This is a genomic window from Pararhodonellum marinum, assembly GCF_015354735.1.
In the GTDB taxonomy this organism is placed as follows: domain Bacteria; phylum Bacteroidota; class Bacteroidia; order Cytophagales; family Cyclobacteriaceae; genus Pararhodonellum; species Pararhodonellum marinum.
In genome coordinates this window covers 31,715-50,040 of the sequence record NZ_JACEFJ010000010.1, presented here as the reverse complement: position 1 = coordinate 50,040, position 18,326 = coordinate 31,715, and the positions used below count along the sequence as shown (strand labels likewise).

Here is an 18,326-nt window from a genome sequence, read left to right as displayed (position 1 = left end):
AATCACAGATAAGCATTTAAATCAACATAAAACCTTCCGGAAAATGTTGTTTCGTTCAATAATATTTTTCTTGCATAGTGGGCACACATACCCCCCCCAAAGACCACAGCACTGCCTAATTGAGGCCATGCATTGATGGTTTTACCCATTTGAGAAAGGCTGAATTTACCCCTATCTGATATTTCCTTTACATTAATGACGGCCATCATCATCTCCTGATATCGATGTGCAACCATTTCTATAAGTTTGGTTTCTTGTCCGAATCCTGCCAATTCACCGTGAAAAATAGGGAGTTCTGGGTCCAAATCAAAACGTTCTATATCTATTCTTCCCTTATCACTGGTGTCCATTAGGACAGGGATTCCTAATTTTTTGGCCTCCAGGCGGGCTGCAATTTTGATAGGCAAGGTGTCACATTCTTCTATGACCAAATCCAAAGGACCGTTTTTTAAGAAAAAATCATGGATGTTTTGAAGGGTTACTCCTTCGTCAAACAAAGTAACCTTTAAATAGGGATCTATTTCTGCAATTTCCCTCGCTACGATGTGGGTTTTAGGAATTCCTAAGTTGTTGAGCCCTGTTCTTACCCTATTCATATTGCTCAACTCCAGGGTATCAAAATCCGCTATTCTCAATTCTCCAAAGGATCGTTCCATGGCCATGCTCAGTGCTACACTTTGCCCGACTGATAAACCTATGATTCCAACCTTTTTGGTGAGTAGGGTGTCTTGTTCTTCCTGAGTGATTTTAAACTTATTTCTAGCGGTTCTTACCTTGATAAAATCACATTCTTTCAGTATGTGGACAAGTTGCCTGCGCCATGGATAGTAAACCCAGTTGGAAAAAGTACCAGGCAGGTGGGTGTCCAAAAATGCATTGACCTTGACCCTGATTTCTAATGCTGAAAGCTTGACCGATGGGTAATCCAACTTGATCAGTTCAGCCAGCTGTAGATCGATTTCATCCAAGACCTCGGTATTGGGATCACTTTTCAGAAAATTCAATGTCTCAATCTCTTCCTCTGAATTTCCAGAAAATATAACTGGCTTGTAATCAAACTTTTTCTTTGAATCAGTTAGAAAATCCATTCTGTAAAATTGGTGTCTATGGGTGATAGATAACTGTAAAGTTAATTTTTTGGAACTAGAATCATACAAAAATTGTAAAAATAATTATATAAAGTCCAATAAATTTAAAATTTTGAAATGACCTTCAGGTAGATAGCTTGTAAATTCTCATTAATTTTTGTTGATAATATGGAAATTCCAAGTAAATTGATTTTTTTTACATCTTTAGATGATACATTGTTTTATTAAGTTTTTAACATCATGCTGCAATGAAAGAGGACGACGAAATAAAAATCAGGATTTTGTATGTGGACGATGAAGTCAATAATTTACAGGCATTTAAAGCTACATTCAGACGTGATTACAAGATTTTTTTGGCAGAATCCGCTCAAGAAGGAAGGGATTTATTGGAAGAGGAAGAGATGGATATCATCATTACTGATCAAAGAATGCCAGATGAAACCGGGGTTGATTTTTTAGCATCGATCATCCCTTACTATCCGGAACCTATTCGCATATTGTTGACTGGCTATACGGATATCCAAGCTGTCATAGATGCGATCAACAAAGGGCAGGTTTATCATTATTTGACTAAACCTTGGGAAGAGGATTACATGAGAACGGTAATCAAGAATGCTTTTGAGGTTTTTTCACTTCGAAAGGAAAACAAAATCCTGACTGATAACCTTCTAAAGGCCAATGATCAACTGGAGTTTTTGCTCAGGCAAAATCTACTCTCTTAATATCGAGCTGCCAAAAGCAATTGCAGCTCCTTATGGTTCATGGAAAATTTCATGGCCAAATGGGCATTTGTAAGGCTGCCTCTATATGTATATACTCCTTTCATGAACCACTTGTAGTTGAAAATCATTTCTTCCGCCCCTCCATGGTCAGCCATCTGCAGGATGATTGGAGTAAATATGTTGCTCAAAGCGACGGAAGCCGTTCTCGCTACCCTTGATGCGATGTTGGGAACACAATAATGGATCACATCATACTTCAAAAATGTGGGTTGGTCATGACTGGTCATTTCGGAAGTCTCAAGGCAACCTCCCTGATCTATACTTACATCGATGATGATGCTTCCAGGCATCATAGCGGCCACCATTTCCTCTGAAACTACCATTTTAGCCCTACCTTTTTCGCCTCTTAATGCACCGATTACCACATCGGCTTCTTTCAAGGCCTCGCCCAGGGTGTAGTTGTCTATGGTGGAAGTGTACACCTGTTGTCCAAGCAATTGCTTGATCCTTCTGAGTTTATAGATGTGGTTGTCAAAAATTTTGATATTGGCACCTAAACCTAGGGCGGTTCTAGCTGCATATTCAGCCACAGTGCCAGATCCAATGATGACCACCTGTGTGGGAGGCACCCCTGTGATCCCTCCTAAAATCAGCCCTTTGCCATCATTCACGCTACTGAGGTATTCAGAAGCTATCAACATCACAGTACTTCCTGCTATTTCACTCATGGCCCTTACCACTGGCATGCCACCGACTTTGTCCTCCAGATTTTCAAATGAAACTGCGGTAACGCGTTTATGGTTGAGGGCGTGAATGTAATCAGCGTGCTGTTTACCCAGTTGAAGTGCAGAAATAAGGCAAGCGCCAGGCCTCATGAATGCTATCTCATCGGCAGTAGGCGGTTCTACTTTCAGAACTACTTCAGCATCAAAAGCTTCTTTAGGGGAATACACCACCTTTGCTCCTGCATCAGCATAATCCTTATCTGTAAATTTAGCCATCAGGCCCGCATTGGTTTCGATTTTTACCCGCTGTCCGTTGTTGACCAATAAAGCCACTGACTCTGGAGTCAATACAATTCTCTTTTCCTGGGCAGCAGCTTCTTTGGGAAGACCTATCAGGACTGAATGTTTGGATTTGGCCACTTTTGCAGGGGCTTCTTTGGGTAACAATCCCTCTTTTTGGGAAATTTCTGCCGTCTTAGCACTCATTGCGAACTTCTTTTAAAGTAATGATTCTCGCATTATCTTCATCTACCACGATATGAATCAATAAAAACCGGTCTGGAATAAAATCAGGTATCTTTTCAGCCCATTCTATCCAACAATAATTATTACTGTAAAAATACTCCTCCACACCGATTTCCATGACTTCCTCCTGATTCTCTATACGGTAAAAATCAAAATGGAAATAGGTGTTTCCTAAGTTGTCTTCATATTCGTTGACTATAGAAAATGACGGACTGCTGACTGGATCAATAACCCCCAACTTCCGGGCAATTTCCTTGATGAGTGTCGTTTTGCCAGCTCCCATGTCTCCCTTGAAAATCCAAATCTTGTCATTCGCTCCGAATGATATGATTTTCTCTGCCGTCAGTGAGATTTGAGCAATACTTTTACAATAAATTTTATACAATCTAATATTTCTTTGGCTTCAAATGAATAATCGGAACAATTATTTCCTCCAAAGATACTCCTCCATGTTGAAAGGTATCCTTATAAAAATTCACATAATGGTTGTAATTGTTAGGATATGCAAAGAAATAATCTTCCACCGCAAAAACATAACTGGTAGACACATTAAATTTTGGAAGCTTGGCATCTTCCGGTCTTTTGATCTCAAAAACCTTCCCAGATTCAAAATTCAGATTTTTCCCTTGCTTGTACCTCAGATTGGTGGTGATGTTTCGGTCGCCAATGATTTTGTAAGGTTTATTGACCCTAATGGTGCCATGATCAGTGGTGACCACGACCTCCAAGCCTGCTTCCCCAATCTTTTTGAAAAGGCCAAACAAGGAACTGTGGGTAAACCAACTTTTTGTGATGGATCGGTAAGCCGACTCATTGGGAGCAAGTTCTCTGATCATCTTCATGTCAGTTCGGGCATGAGACATCATGTCTACAAAATTGTACACCAACACATTTAGATCAAAGTTTAACAAGTTATTGAATTGATCAAGAACATTTTTTCCTTGGTAAGCCTGAAGAATTTTGTGGTAGGAAAATTTAATATTGAGTCTGTTTTTCTTCAACTGTTCTTCCAAAAAAGCTTCCTCGTGGTTGTTTTTTCCTTCATCTGTGTCTTCTCCTTCCCAGAGCTGCGGATGAAATCGGGCCATTTCTGAAGGCATCATACCACTAAATAGTGCGTTCCGAGCGTATGCGGTAGTTGTAGGAAGGATACTGAAATAGGTACTTTCCTCCTCGACATTAAAAAATTCGCTTACCAATGGTTCCAAGATCTCCCATTGATCAAGCCTCAAGTTGTCTATCACCACAAAAAACAAAGGTTTTCCCGGTTTGATTTTTGGAAAGACTTTCTCTTTCATGACATCTGGCGAAAGTAGGGGGCGGTTGGATTGGCTGTCATTGATCCAGTCCAGATAATTTCTTTTTATAAATTTGGCAAAATTGGTGTTGGCCTCAGATTTTTGTGTTTCGAGGACTTCTTGCATGCTTTTATTTTCAGTTTTATCTATCTCCAATTCCCAGTACGTAAGTTTTTTGAAGATCTCAGTCCATGACTGGTAATCATCCGCATCGTTGTAAGCCATGCTGATGTTGATGAAATCCTGCTGATATGAACTGTTGGTTTTTTCGCTGATCAACTGCTTGTTTTGAAGGATTTTTTTTACGGAAAGCAAAATCTGACTTGGGTTAATGGGTTTGATCAGATAATCTGCTATCTGCCCGCCTATGGCATCATCCATGATGTGTTCTTCCTCACTCTTGGTGATCATGATTACCGGCACTTGTGGTTTGAGTTGCTTTATCTGCTGCAGGGTCTCCAGTCCGGTCATGCCTGGCATCATTTCATCTAAAAAAATGACATCAAAATTATCCTCCTCGACTTTTTCTATGGCATCAAGACCGCTGTTGACCGTGGTAATTTGAAACCCTTTCTCCTCGAGAAACATTATATGTGGTTTCAGGAGATAAATTTCGTCATCTGCCCAAAGTATTTTGAATTTTTGCATTTTCTTAGGTTTAAATCTTTTAAAATTATATTTACTTTTGGATTCTATCAAACTTTGAGGGCAATTGAAAAGCCATAAAATCATCAATGATCCAGTTTATGGTTTTATCACCATTTCAAGCGAACTGATTTTTGAAATTATCAGTCATCCATACTTCCAAAGGTTACGGAGAATCAAACAACTTGGTTTGACTGACTTTGTGTATCCAGGAGCACATCATACACGTTTCCACCACGCCTTGGGAGCCATGCATCTGATGAGCATCACATTGGATAACCTCAGAAACAAAGGTACTGAAATAAGTGGTCCCGAATATGAAGCTGCTTTGATAGCCATTTTACTTCATGATATAGGTCATGGGCCCTTTTCCCATGCTTTGGAATTCAGCCTGCTGAAAGACATTCCACACGAAGCCGTGTCCATACTTTTGATAGAAGCATTGAATAAGCAATTCCATGGCCAACTCAATTTAGCCCTTAGGATATTTAAGAATAATTATGAAAGAAAGTTCTTTCATCAATTGGTTTCGAGCCAACTGGACATAGATCGTTTGGATTACTTGCAAAGAGATTGCTTTTTTACTGGGGTATCTGAAGGTACCATAGGGGCAGACAGGATCATCAAAATGATGAACATCAAAGATGACCGCTTGGTGGTGGAGGAGAAAGGCATTTACAGCATTGAAAACTTTTTGAGCGCCAGAAGATTGATGTATTGGCAGGTATACTTACATAAGACCACCGTAAGTGCTGAGAAAATGTTGATTAATCTAATTCGAAGGGCCAAAACAGTCCAACAATCCGGAACCGTTTTGTTCGCTACTCCTGGACTTACTCAATTATTGGAAAAGGACTACCTTCTAGAAGACCTAAAAGCGTCTGATAAATTGTTGGACCTTTTTGCTACGGTGGACGATTATGACATCTGGGGAGCCATTAAACTATGGCAAAATCATACCGACTATGTGTTAAGAAACATTTCCAACATGTTTCTTACCCGTAATTTGTTCAAAATCAGCTTGGTTAATATAGCCTTCTCCCAAGACGAGTTGGAAAAACTGAAAGCCAAAACCATCCAAAAACTAGGTATTCCAAAAGAAGATTTGGATTTTTTCTTCTCGGAAGGTTCCATAAGCAATCATGCTTATGTCGCAAAAGACAGCATCTATATTTTGACCAAGAAGGGGGAAGTCATTGATGTGGCACAAGCGGCTGATTTACCCAATATCAAAGCAATGAGTAAAATCGTGAAAAAGTACTATGCTTGTCATGCCAAACATTTAAATTTGTAGTACATCATTAAAAGCTAACGAAATGGAATTTACCATCATTCAAATTGCTGAGATTCTGGGAGGAAAGGTTGAAGGAGATGGACAGGAAAAAATAAGCCGGCTGGATAAAATTCAGGAAGGGGAAAAGGGTGGCATTGCTTTTTTATCCAACATGAAGTACGAGCCGTTTTTATATAAGACCAAAGCTTCAGCAGTGATCGTTTCGGAGGATTTCGAACCCAATAAACCTTTTGAGACCACCCTGATCAGGGTAAAAAATGCTTACACGGGTTTCACCAGGTTGCTTGAAGCCTATGCAGAGCTTAATAAAAGTCAGCTGGTGGGCATAGAAGAACCCTCATTTATCCATGATAGCAGTTATATGGGACAAGATGGCTATAGGGCGGCTTATTCCTACATTGGCAAAAATTGTATCCTAGGAGACCATGTCAAAATCCATAGTCATGTGAGCTTGGGCGTAGGAGTAAGGATAGGAGATCATAGTATCATCCACGCAGGGGCGAAAATATATGAAGGCACTGTGATCGGGAAGCATTGTGAAATTCACTCTGGGGCGGTAATAGGATCCGACGGTTTTGGTTATGCACCCCAAGAAGACGGTACCTACAAAACAATCCCTCAATTGGGAAATGTGATCATAGAAGACCATGTCAGCATCGGTGCCAATTCCACGATTGACCGGGCTACCATGGGTTCTACCATCATCAAAAAAGGGGCAAAGATTGACAATCAGGTACAGATTGCCCACAATGTCGTCATTGGTGAAAACACTGTCATTGCTGCCCAAGCGGGTATTTCAGGCTCAACCGAAATCGGAAAAAACTGTGTCATCGCAGGCAAAGCAGGTATAGTTGGACACCTAAAAATAGCAGATAATACCACCATAGGAGCGAATACAGGCATATCCAAAAATATAACAAAACCGGGTCAGACGCTGCTTGGCTACATGGGGTATGACATCAAGGAATTTTTGAAATCCTATGCCTTGTTTAAAAAACTACCAGAGCTTCAGGATAAATTGAGGGAACTGGAAAAAAAACCATAAATTTGGAGTCAATTGTAGCTTTGATACCATCATCACATAGATTAAATGAAAGTAAAACAACACACTATTGCCAAACAGGTTACCGTTTCAGGCGTAGGATTGCATACTGGGGTGACAGCCAATATGAGCTTCAAACCTGCCCCACCTAATCATGGCTACAAATTCCAACGAATAGATTTAGAAGGCAGACCTACCGTGGATGCTGATGTAGACAATGTAGTTGACGTATCCCGTGGTACCACTTTGGAACAAAACGGGGCTAGGGTGTTCACAGTGGAACATGTATTGGCAGCCTTGGTTGGATTGGAAATTGACAATATTTTGATTGAACTGGACGGTCCAGAGCCACCGATCATGGATGGCAGTTCCATTCAATTTATTTCTGTATTAGAAGATGCAGGCCTTGAGGAGCAGAATGCACTTAGGCGTTTTTTTGAAATACCTGAAAGTATACATTATAGGGATGCCTCCAGAGAAGTGGAAATGGCAGCCCTACCCTTAGATGATTACAGGGTTACCGTAATGGTGGATTATAATTCCCCGGTTTTGGGTAGTCAGCATGCTTCCATTACTGACATCAGCCAATTCAAAAACGAAATTGCCTCTTGCAGAACCTTTTGCTTCCTCCATGAGCTTGAAATGTTATACAAGCAAAATCTCATTAAAGGAGGGGATTTGAACAATGCCATCGTGGTCGTAGACAGAGTGGTCGCAGAGGAGGAGTTGAGCCACCTTGCCAAAATGTTCAATAAACCTAAAGTAGAGGTAAGGAAAGAAGGAATTCTGAACAATGTAGAACTAAGGTACAAAAATGAACCTGCCAGGCACAAACTTTTAGATGTAGTGGGTGATCTTGCCCTTGTGGGCAGACCTTTAAAAGCACAGATCCTTGCCGCAAGACCAGGACATGCCGCCAATGTTGCCTTTGCCAAAAAACTTAAAAGGGCCATGGAGAAGTTGGGACCTAGCCATATCCCTCACTATGACCCTAAGTTACCCCCAGTTTTGGATATCAACCAGATAAGTAATATTTTACCACATCGTTATCCATTTCAGCTTTTGGATAAAGTCATTTATTTGGATAGCACTGTGGTGGCAGGTGTCAAGAATGTCACTATCAATGAGCCCTTTTTTATGGGACATTTCCCTAATAACCCTGTGATGCCTGGCGTTCTACAAGTTGAAGCCATGGCACAGACAGGAGGGATTTTGGTTTTGAGTACAGTAGAAGACCCAGAGAATTATTGGACCTATTTTTTGGGAATAGAAAGCTGTAAATTCAGAAAAATGGTCCTTCCAGGAGATACATTGATTTTTAAATGTGAACTACTCGCTCCCATTCGGAGAGGAATCGCCAAAATGAAAGGAGAAGCCTATGTAGGCAACACCTTGGTTTGTGAGGCTGTAATGACAGCGAGTATAGTAAGAAAAGACGCATGATCAGTAATTTATCACAAGTCCACGAAAACACCATGCTAGGTCCAAATGTGACCATTGACCCCTTCACCATGGTCCATGAGGATGTGGAAATCGGCGAAGGCACTTGGATAGGATCCAATGTCACCATCTTTCCTGGTGCAAGGATCGGGAAGGGATGCAAAATTTTTCCGGGGGCAGTGTTGTCTGCCATTCCCCAAGACTTAAAATTCCAAGGAGAGAGTAGTACCATAGAAATCGGAGACAACACCACCATCAGAGAATGTGTCACGATCAGCCGTGGCACCATGGACAAGCGTACTACCAAAGTCGGAAACAATTGCCTGTTGATGGCTTATGTCCATGTGGCCCACGACTGCCTGATCGGTAACAATGTAATCATAGCCAATGCTGTACAGATCGCCGGACATGTGTCCATTGACGATTGGGCCATTGTGGGAGGCAGCAGTGCCATCCATCAATTTGTAAAAGTAGGCATGCACTCCATGATTTCAGGGGGCTCTTTGGTCAGAAAAGATGTGCCTCCCTTCACCAAAGCAGCGAGGGAACCACTCAGCTATGCCGGTGTCAATTCCCTTGGATTAAGGCGAAGAGGATTCTCTACCGAAGCCATTTCCCATATACAGGAAGTATACCGCTACCTATTCCTGAACAGCCTCAACAACAGCCGTGCCCTGGAGGAAATCGAAGTTAATCTTCCAGCCACCAAAGAAAGAGATGAAATCGTGAATTTCATTCGCTCTTCAGAAAGAGGAGTCATGAAAGGGTACATCAATTAAGCATGTTGCGAATTTCGCTAAACCAAGCTGCTAAGCGTTACCACCTGGAGTGGGTATTTAAATCTTTAGACTTAGAACTGAAAACAGGTGATGCTTTAGCAGTGACTGGCCCTAATGGTTCAGGAAAGTCCACATTGTTAAAATGCATATCAGGAGTCCTTCCCCTTACTCAGGGAGAAATAGCCTATTTTCGTAAAGGCCAGCCTTTAGAAGAGGGGGATTTTTTTAAACACTTGTCATTTTCTGCCCCTTATATGGAGCTTCCAGAAGAATTTACTCTTGTGGAATTATTGGCATTCCATTTTAAATTTAAATCTCCCCAAGCAGGCATTTCTATCGAACAGATGATACAGATGATGGTCTTGGAGAAGGCTCGCCACAAAGCGATTTCTAATTTCTCTTCAGGGATGAAGCAAAGGCTCAAACTTGGACTTTGTTTTTATGCGGACAATCCCCTCCTCCTCCTAGATGAACCTACTTCCAATTTAGACCAAGCAGGGGTGGATTGGTACCTTAATACGGTAAATGAATTCGGCAAAAACAAAATAATGGTGGTTTGTTCAAACGATCCACGGGAATATGGGTTTTGTAATCAGTTTCTGAACATGGATGATTATAAGGTCAAAGCCCGACTTTGAATTTAAATGGATATGATTAAATTTACGGCATATAAAATTAGTTAAGATGAAAAAAATACGTTTATACCCCCTGTTATTTTTGCTTTTGGGATATTTTGTCATCTCCTGCGGGGATGACAACGGCCCCACAGATCCAGCCAAAACCCCGGAGGAAAGAGCCATAGAGGCTTTGGCCGGTGAAAGTAGCATTACTTGGAGAGTGAATGGTGGTGGTTCTGTCACCAAAGACGGAAACAATGTGACCCAAGATTTTTCCAGTTTCCAGATTCGATTCATCAATGATAAGAATTACACCACCCAAAACAGCAATAACCTCTTTGACAATTCTGGTACTTGGGCATTTGTGGGTAGTAATTTTGACAAAATTGAGTTGTCTGGCAATCAACCTGCCGCAGGAAGAGAAATCTCTTTTACACAAACAGGCAATGACCTTAATTTGACGTTCAATGTTCCCGTTCCCAATACTAGGACCGAGGCTTTGGCAGGAAATTATGTGTTTTCTTTGAAGAAACAGTGATTAGAAAACAGATAATCAGATAACGGTGATTGGAGAACAGATAGTCAGAAAACCGTGATTAGTTAACGGGAAATTAGATCGCAGGAATTATATGGATTAAAAAAACCCAGCTTTTTTATAGACTGGGTTTCTTGCTTAAAAGTGGAAATATCAATAGGAAATTTCCACGGGAAAACGGCTGTTTACCAAACAGATAATCAGAGAACAGTGATTAGAGAACAGATAGTCAGAAAACCGTGATTAGTTAATGGAAAATTAGATCGCAGCAATTATTTGGATTAAAAAACCCAGCCTTTTATAGACTGGGTTTCTTGCTTAAAAGGGGAAATATCAATAGGAAATTTCCACGGGAAAACGGCTGTTTACCAAACAGATAATCAGAGAACAGTGATTAGAGAACAGATAGTCAGAAAACCGTGATTAGTTAATGGGAAATTAGATCGCAGGAATTTTATGGATTAAAAAAACCCAGCTTTTTTATAGACTGTGTTTCTTGCTTAAAAGTGGAAATACCAATAGGAAATTTCCACGGGAAAACGGCTGTTTACTAAACAGATAATCAGAGAACAGTGATTGGAGAACAGATAGTCAGAAAACCGTGATTAGATAATGGAAAATTAGATCGCAGGAATTATATGGATTAAAAAAACCCAGCCTTTTTATAGACTGGGTTTCTTGCTTAAAAGTGGAAATATCAATAGGAAATTTCCACGGGAAAACGGCTGTTTACTGCCCTGAGTTGATCGTAGGCCGCTTTGGAGACCTTGATGACCAAGCGATTGTTGTCTCCTGTTTCAGGAATTTTGCCCACCACCCTGGCAAAAATAGTGATGTCATTTTCTTCGTTTCGGATCCTCATGATGGTTCCTACTGGAGCGGTTCTATGAAGCACTAGGTATTTCTTATGGTTGCCTGTACCTTCTATCACTTCGGCAAGTCCCATTTCTTTGATATTTTTGAATTCTGTGCTAGCGGGCTTTTCCGGTGATTCATTGATCACCAAACCCTCGTTGACAGATGGTTCGGTTTGTGTAGACCTAGAGGGCACTACCCCTCCCCTTTTGCCCACTTTAAGGTTTTGACCCTGCACCAGATTATTGGAAGTCAATGCATTCCAATTGATGAGGTCTTCAATTTTGGCATCGTATTTTTTGGCTATGGCAAAAAGAGTTTCTCCCTGACTTACAGTATGGGTAAACCATTCAGGCTGAGGATTTTCGATGGTAACAACCCCTGCCTCATCAGTGGATGCTGGTACGGGTGATTCTGCCGATTTGGTTTCAGGCATCACCTCTTCCACCACAGCCACTTGTTGGTTTACTACCTGAGCAGTCTCTTTTACTTCAGCTACTGTAGGCGTTTCTTCCTGAGTTGCTACGCCCTGTATGATCAATGGTTGGCCAACGCTGATGTCTGTTCCTTTGAGATCATTCCAAGCCATCAAGTCCTCTACCTTAACATTATAACTTTTGGCTACTGAATACAGGGTTTCTCCTGAATTGACCTTATGCAATTTAGCCCCTTGAGGCACTGCTGTTTTGGGAATAAAAGGAATCCGAAGCCTTTGCCCGATTTTTAATCCATCTTTAAGGTCGTTATTTTGGATGATGTCATTCATGGGAGCCTGATACCTTCTGGAAATGGCAAACATGGTCTCTTTGGGTTCCACTTGGTGTATGATAAAAGTTTGATCACCTACCTTTTCTATTCCCACCGAATCCATGGCGTTCATTTCAAATGCCATCAATTGGCTTCCAAACGCCATAAATCCGAAAATCAATGCAATTCTTTTCATATCTTCATAATACCTATAGGTCTGCAAATTTCATATTTATTTTTTCTTTTACAACCTTAATGCCACATGATTATAAATATCCTTTAATTAACGGTCTTTTTTGCATTTATTGGTATATTCAAAAAAAATAGTCTCCTATGAAGTACATTAAATGGATCGGATTTTTAGGAATTTGGTTGGCTTTTCAATCCGCTTATTCCCAAGAGGATGCTCAAGTGAAAAAGAAAGTGTTTGTCCTTGACATCAAAGACAACATCGATCCAAGGATGAACAGGAAAGTCCGCTTGGGTTTAGAAGAGGCTGTCAAGCTGAATGCTGACCTAATCATCATCCACATGGATACTTATGGTGGGGCAGTCAATGATGCTGACGATATTCGTACGATGGTATTGGAAAGTGATATTCCAGTCCATGTCTTCATAGATAAAGATGCTGCCTCAGCAGGAGCACTTATATCTATTGCTTGTGACAGCATCTATATGGCGCCAGGGGCAAGCATCGGTGCAGCCACGGTAGTGATGGGAGGTGGTGGAAGTGGGGAAGCCGCTCCAGACAAGTACCAGTCCTACATGCGGTCCATGATGAGAAGTACCGCTGAAGCCAAAGGCCGAGACCCCAAAATTGCCGAGGCGATGGTTGATGAATCGCTGGAAATAGAAGGAGTCTCCAAGGCTGGGACAGTTATTACTTTTTCCGTTTCAGAAGCCATTGCCAATGGATTTTGTGAGGCTCAAGTCAAGAGCCTGGATGAAATAGCGGAAAGACAAGGATTCGATTCCTATGAACTGGTTGCCTATCAAACCTCCACCATAGAAAATGTGATTGCTTTTTTCCTTAATCCAGCGGTAAGTGGCTTCTTGATTTTAATTATCTTTGCGGGTATTTACTTTGAGATACAGACACCGGGCGTAGGCTTCCCTTTATTGGCATCAGTCATCGCCATGATCCTTTATTTTATCCCCTATTATTTGACCGGTTTGGCGGATAATTGGGAGATATTCATCTTTATTTTGGGCGTGGTTTTCTTAGCGGTAGAAATTTTTGTTTTGCCTGGCTTCGGGATTTTCGGAATTCTGGGAATTCTTGGCATTCTAACTGGGTTAACTCTCGGGATGATTCCCAATGATGCTTTTGATTTTACATTTGTCCCTGCCGGGGATCTCTTTGTAGCGATGTTGACCGTGATGCTTTCTGCCATTGTAGCCATAGGCCTGATCTTCTTCCTAGCTCCCAAGGTCAACCAATGGAAAGCATTCAGCACCATTTCCCTGGCAACCACGCAAGATAGAATGGATGGCTACACATCTACGCTTTATGGTGTTGATTTATTAGGTAAAGTAGGCATTGCCCATACCCGGTTGATGCCTAGTGGAAAGATTCTGATTGAAGAAGAGGTTTATGATGCCTATTCCCGTGGAGAATTCATCGATAAGGGGGATGCTGTGAAGGTCATCAGCACGGAAGGCACCTCATTGAAAGTAAAAAAGGTTTAGCTTAAACAAGCTTAAAGAACCCTCCAATATTTTATTGGGTTAATTTTCAATTCCATCCCTTTACATCCAAATAAAACTAACCTGCATGTCAGAAGCAGCTACCATATATCAGACCCTCGGTGAGAAAAAGATCCAAGAACTCGTTAAGGCTTTTTATAAAGAAGTGGCCAATACCCCCGATTTGAGAAGGCACTATCCTGAAGATTTGTCCCCTGCTGAAGAAAGGCTATTTTTGTTTTTGGTTCAGGTATTCGGAGGCCCATCGACCTATTCGGAAAAAAGAGGACATCCCAGATTACGTATGCGTCACCTGAAGTGGCCGATTGATACTGGCATGAGAGATTTTTGGATGAATTGTATGTGGAAAGCCCTTGATCAAACCGTGATGGAAATCCACACAAGGGATGCCCTGAAAGAATATTTTACCAATGCTGCCAATCACATGATCAACCAATAACATGCGCCTTGTCCGAAGGATATATACTCTATATGTTGCCCTCCTTTACTTGGCTAGTTTTTTATTGATGTTTCCTTTTTTCCTGGCCTGTATCTGGATACCGGGAATGAAACCCTATGGTCGCAAAATCAACAGATTGTGGGCAAAGGTTTACTTTTTCTTAATTTTTCTTCCCGTCAAACAAGTCGGAAGAAATCACATCCAAAAGAATCAACCTTATATTTTTGTCGCCAACCACTTTTCTTATCTTGACATCGCGATGATGGGTTTTGTACCTGGGGATGTGGTTTTTATTGGAAAAAGTTCCATCCGGAAAGTACCCCTTTTTGGATATTACTTCAAAAACCTTCACATTGCTCTGGACAGGAGCAGCATGCGTAGCCGAGGTGAAGTTTTGGCAAGAGCAAAAAAAGCCCTGGATGAAGGGAGCAGTGTAGTGATTTTTCCTGAAGGGGGGATCACTTCTACTCGTCCACCCGAGTTGAGTAGCTTCAAGAATGGGGCCTTTAGTATGGCCATTGAGAAACAAATCCCTATCATTCCTATAACATTATCATATAATCATTTAATTTTGCCCGATGACGGCGCTTTGTTGATGAATTTCGGGAAAGGTAAATTGGTGTTCCACTCCCCCATCATGACAGAGGGATTGACAGTCAAGGACCTTCCTGAAATCAAAAGCAGGTGTTTTTCCATCATCCAGGAACAATTATGGAGGGACAATCCCGATGGGAATTTCCCTAATATATTAGAGAAAGCAGTATGAAAATAGATGTAAACACCCTCAAAAAAATTGCCCACTTGGCCAGACTGGAATTTGATGAGCAAGGTGCAGAGAAAATGACCCAGGACATGACCCAGATTCTGGATTGGGTAGAAAAACTGAACGAAGTAGATACAACAGATGTGGCACCGATAACCACCATGTCATCAGAAGAAAATGTACTTAGGGAAGATGTCGTGGGTAGCCACCTATCTCATGAAAGAGGTCTTAAAAATGCCCCGCAAAGGGATTCAGACTATTTCCGTGTACCAAAGGTGCTTGAATAATGCCATCCAAGCAACCAAAATCAATCCTCGACTTTTTTCTACTTAAACTGCCAGTCCTGATCACCGTCACGGGTGGAATCCTCCTTTTTTATGCCTTTTTTTTTGCAGGAAATGAGGTCTTGCCTGTACTTCCAGGTATTTTTGCTGAGTCCCTCAAAATACCCCTCGATATATTGCAGGTTGGATTGATGCAGTTTCCATTGGAAATCGACAATTACCTCCTTTTTCAAAGTTTTGAATCCCTTCAACCCATTGCTAAACCGCTGAGCAGTTTCTTGTATGCGGGATTATTGTGGTTTTTGGTGAGCATGGGCATAGGTTTGATCGCTACTTTCAAACAAAAGCCATTCGTATTTGTCACCATCGGAATCATTTTGCTGCTACTCCTAACTGGAGTTAATTCCCTGAATATTGGGGGTATTTCCAGCAATTGGGCATTTATTCTGTTATTGGTTTTTGCCTTGGTGCCATCTTGGATTATCCATGTTTTTTTTGATCAATGGGCCTTGTCCAAAAAACTCTGGGTCATTCTACCGCTTGCTTTTTTGATTTTGCCAGCCTTGGTGTTAGTTAGCACGGTGCCACAAGCTGCATTACTTCTTTCTGAAAACATAAGCATGCTTGGTGTTGGCATAACCTCTATTTTCTTCATATACACCGGCCATGCGGTAATCTCAGCCATTTACCTGTTGCTTTCCCAATTAAATAAAGGAACCGGATTGAAAATCTCCTGGCACCTGATGGTTCTTTTTCTCCTTTATTTTACCTTTTTCATTTTCCTACTGCTTGAAATCACCGGAAGTTTCAGCCTGCCTTTTTCTATCAAACCCTTGATGCTGTTTGTTTTGGTACCCGGGGCATTGGGCATTTGGGATCTCAAGTATAAACTACTCCAGCTAAACCAGCCTTTTCAAGATCATCGCATCGGCAAATCACTTTACTGGATCGGTTTTTCGATCGCTATACTAACTTGTTGGAAAGCACAGTTTAGCCTCAATGAACCCATGCAGGACTTTTTGATTCATCTGTTTGTATACAGTCAAGTTGGTTTTTCTGCTTTGTTTTTCGGTTATCTGGTTGCCAATTTCTTGCCTGTGATGAATTCTGGAACAGCTCTGGAGAAAATTCTTTACCAGCCACAGTTTTTCGCTTACTTTCACATGCGTATCGGTGCTATCATGACTTTGGCAATTCTTGCCGCCTTTGGTGATGGCATAGTAGTGGTACAGTTTTCTGCAGCGTCCACCAACCTTTCCGGTGATTATTACCTTGCTGCAAACAAACCCCTAGAAGCCAGCATTCTGTATGAAAATTCATGGGAACAATACAGAAACAACCAAAAAGCCAAGAATGCAGCCGCACACCTCCGGTTGCAACTTAACCAACCGAGCTTGGCGATTAACCATTTGACTGAAAGTTTTGACCACAAACCGGTGGTGAAGGACATCCTTCTATTGACTGACCTTCTTCATAAAAGAGCCAGATTTACAGAGGCCTTGTTTTACCTTGAAAAAGGTCTTCAATATTATCCTAAGCACCCCCAGCTAACCAATAACCTAGCTTTGTTTTACAGCAAAAACAACCGGGGAAAAGAAGCTTTGGAGCTCTTGACAAACCTATATCAAGGCGATAAAGTATTGGAATCGAACCGTTTGGGTTTGCAGCTCAAACACCTTATAGATTTAGAGCAAGAAGTTTCAAATATCAATGACCCCGTATTTTTGGTCAACAAACTGGCCTATTATAACCTCATGGGTAATGTCAAAGATTTTGATTTTCAACTAGATCAAGAACAAAACCCGGAAATACTACAAAGAGCCTCCATACGAAACTATTGGACCAATGAACCTGAAAATGAAGTTGAGCAAGACCTCACTTATATAGATGGAGTATTGGCGGAGAACTGGGTACCATTAACTGAGCAGTCATTTAGGGAATCAAGGGTGTTCAGGTCCTATCAGGCAGATTACATAGATGCTTCCATGCGCTACCTCAATGGGCTGGCTTTTGGTTTTTCAGGCTCCGCCGGATATTATCATTACTTGGCTGCCTCCATATTGGCCGATCAGTTGGATTTTGAAAAAGCTGCCGTAGAGCTGGTTCAGGCCGCAGCGAAAGGTTTCAGGGAATTCAAACCCCATCACTTGGTCATTCTCTATTTCGGCGGAGAAGCGGAAAATGCCGAAAAAATTTCAGAACAGTTTCAAGTTGACTGGCCAGTCTGGCTATCTTCAGAATCGACAGATGCCCATACTTTTTATAAAGGGCTGTCTACCCTTTTGCCAGCCACCAAAAAGCAAATGGAGGAAAATATATCTCAAATAAATGATGCTGAAATGAAAGGTTATTATCTTCTGAAAATCCTTTTGCATAAGTCTCATTGGTTTTCGGAAGATGAACTTTTGTCTCTGGGTCACCAAAACCTGACTGCTACCAATACCCCACTGGAACCTTCTACTTTCACTGAATTAGTAAAAAAAATAAAACGTGGAAAAGACCATGTTCTTGAAGCTGAACTAGACGTCTCCAACTGGTTGCAAAGAGAATGGACTACGGAAAACAATCCTTATTTGACCCCGTTAGTATTGGAAGCCATTGAAAGGGCTGATTCAATAGATGAAAAATATAGCCTGGCTCAGCAGAGCACGGAATTCAATAAAGATCCCTTGCTTTGGATGGCGCTGGTAAAAGCAAGTCGAAACATAGGTTTGGACAATTATGCCTCACAGGCCATTTTCAGCATGCAGGATTGGGTACCTGCTGATGAATTGGAAAAATTGCAAATTACAAGTCAATAGAAACCATTCACATAATTTAA

Annotated in this window: 17 protein-coding genes; 12 read left to right on the top strand and 5 right to left on the bottom strand. The window is 41.3% G+C overall.

Annotation, left to right across the window (positions count from 1 at the left end):
- Positions 1 to 2 precede the first annotated feature (2 nt).
- A complete protein-coding gene (locus H1A14_RS16890) occupies positions 3 to 1,088 on the bottom strand; it encodes a ThiF family adenylyltransferase (RefSeq protein WP_194777467.1) in 1,086 nt (361 codons plus the stop codon).
- 248 nt (positions 1,089 to 1,336) lie between these two features.
- On the opposite strand from H1A14_RS16890, the gene H1A14_RS16885 reads away from it, so the two are divergent.
- On the top strand, positions 1,337 to 1,810 hold the full coding sequence (locus H1A14_RS16885) for a response regulator (RefSeq protein WP_194777466.1): 474 nt from the start codon (positions 1,337 to 1,339) through the stop codon (positions 1,808 to 1,810).
- On the opposite strand, the gene H1A14_RS16880 is transcribed toward H1A14_RS16885, so the two are convergent.
- Genes H1A14_RS16880 through porX form a run of 3 tightly spaced genes read right to left on the bottom strand, consistent with a single transcriptional unit; the run spans position 1,807 to position 5,006 of the window.
- Entirely contained in the window at positions 1,807 to 3,021 is a 1,215-nt protein-coding gene (locus H1A14_RS16880) for an alanine dehydrogenase (RefSeq protein ID WP_194777465.1), read from the bottom strand. The genes H1A14_RS16885 and H1A14_RS16880 overlap by 4 nt on opposite strands.
- Positions 3,011 to 3,445: a tRNA (adenosine(37)-N6)-threonylcarbamoyltransferase complex ATPase subunit type 1 TsaE gene (tsaE, locus tag H1A14_RS16875; RefSeq protein ID WP_194777464.1), complete on the bottom strand. Its 435-nt coding sequence runs from the start codon at positions 3,443 to 3,445 to the stop codon at positions 3,011 to 3,013. The genes H1A14_RS16880 and tsaE overlap by 11 nt, the downstream gene beginning before the upstream one ends.
- 1 nt (position 3,446) lies before the next feature.
- Positions 3,447 to 5,006 carry a T9SS response regulator signal transducer PorX gene (porX, locus tag H1A14_RS16870; RefSeq protein ID WP_194777463.1) on the bottom strand — a complete coding sequence of 520 codons (1,560 nt, stop codon included), beginning with the start codon at positions 5,004 to 5,006 and terminating at the stop codon, positions 3,447 to 3,449.
- Between the two features lie 64 nt (positions 5,007 to 5,070).
- Here porX and H1A14_RS16865 point away from each other — a divergent pair, with 64 nt between their 5' ends.
- From H1A14_RS16865 to H1A14_RS16840, 6 genes are read left to right on the top strand one after another with little or no spacing between them, the layout of a single operon-like run.
- Positions 5,071 to 6,297 carry an HD domain-containing protein gene (locus H1A14_RS16865; RefSeq protein ID WP_194777462.1) on the top strand — a complete coding sequence of 409 codons (1,227 nt, stop codon included), beginning with the start codon at positions 5,071 to 5,073 and terminating at the stop codon, positions 6,295 to 6,297.
- A gap of 22 nt (positions 6,298 to 6,319) precedes the next feature.
- Positions 6,320 to 7,342, top strand: coding sequence for a UDP-3-O-(3-hydroxymyristoyl)glucosamine N-acyltransferase (lpxD, locus tag H1A14_RS16860; RefSeq protein ID WP_194777461.1), 1,023 nt, complete (start codon positions 6,320 to 6,322; stop codon positions 7,340 to 7,342).
- Between the two features lie 45 nt (positions 7,343 to 7,387).
- The gene (locus tag H1A14_RS16855) at positions 7,388 to 8,782 is read left to right on the top strand and encodes a bifunctional UDP-3-O-[3-hydroxymyristoyl] N-acetylglucosamine deacetylase/3-hydroxyacyl-ACP dehydratase (protein WP_194777460.1); all 1,395 of its coding nucleotides are present in this window, start codon (positions 7,388 to 7,390) and stop codon (positions 8,780 to 8,782) included.
- Positions 8,779 to 9,558, top strand: coding sequence for an acyl-ACP--UDP-N-acetylglucosamine O-acyltransferase (gene lpxA, locus H1A14_RS16850; protein WP_194777459.1), 780 nt, complete (start codon positions 8,779 to 8,781; stop codon positions 9,556 to 9,558). The genes H1A14_RS16855 and lpxA overlap by 4 nt, the downstream gene beginning before the upstream one ends.
- A 2-nt stretch (positions 9,559 to 9,560) precedes the next feature.
- Complete coding sequence (locus tag H1A14_RS16845; RefSeq protein WP_194777458.1) at positions 9,561 to 10,196, top strand: ABC transporter ATP-binding protein; 636 nt, start codon at positions 9,561 to 9,563, stop codon at positions 10,194 to 10,196.
- Positions 10,197 to 10,242: 46 nt separating this feature from the next.
- Positions 10,243 to 10,713: a hypothetical protein gene (locus tag H1A14_RS16840; RefSeq protein WP_194777457.1), complete on the top strand. Its 471-nt coding sequence runs from the start codon at positions 10,243 to 10,245 to the stop codon at positions 10,711 to 10,713.
- 694 nt (positions 10,714 to 11,407) lie between these two features.
- Here the strand turns inward: H1A14_RS16840 and H1A14_RS16835 are convergent.
- Entirely contained in the window at positions 11,408 to 12,508 is a 1,101-nt protein-coding gene (locus H1A14_RS16835; protein ID WP_194777456.1) for a LysM peptidoglycan-binding domain-containing protein, read from the bottom strand.
- 137 nt (positions 12,509 to 12,645) lie between these two features.
- On the opposite strand from H1A14_RS16835, the gene H1A14_RS16830 reads away from it, so the two are divergent.
- From H1A14_RS16830 to H1A14_RS16810, 5 genes are all read left to right on the top strand, one after another.
- Complete coding sequence (locus H1A14_RS16830; RefSeq protein WP_194777455.1) at positions 12,646 to 14,001, top strand: NfeD family protein; 1,356 nt, start codon at positions 12,646 to 12,648, stop codon at positions 13,999 to 14,001.
- Positions 14,002 to 14,086: 85 nt separating this feature from the next.
- Positions 14,087 to 14,458: a globin domain-containing protein gene (locus H1A14_RS16825; RefSeq protein WP_194777454.1), complete on the top strand. Its 372-nt coding sequence runs from the start codon at positions 14,087 to 14,089 to the stop codon at positions 14,456 to 14,458.
- 1 nt (position 14,459) lies between these two features.
- Positions 14,460 to 15,224, top strand: a complete 765-nt coding sequence (locus tag H1A14_RS16820; RefSeq protein ID WP_194777453.1) for a lysophospholipid acyltransferase family protein — start codon at positions 14,460 to 14,462, stop codon at positions 15,222 to 15,224.
- A complete protein-coding gene (gatC, locus tag H1A14_RS16815) occupies positions 15,221 to 15,508 on the top strand; it encodes an Asp-tRNA(Asn)/Glu-tRNA(Gln) amidotransferase subunit GatC (protein WP_194777452.1) in 288 nt (95 codons plus the stop codon). The genes H1A14_RS16820 and gatC overlap by 4 nt, the downstream gene beginning before the upstream one ends.
- Positions 15,508 to 18,306: a tetratricopeptide repeat protein gene (locus H1A14_RS16810; RefSeq protein ID WP_194777451.1), complete on the top strand. Its 2,799-nt coding sequence runs from the start codon at positions 15,508 to 15,510 to the stop codon at positions 18,304 to 18,306. The genes gatC and H1A14_RS16810 overlap by 1 nt, the downstream gene beginning before the upstream one ends.
- The last annotated feature ends 20 nt before the right edge of the window (positions 18,307 to 18,326 follow it).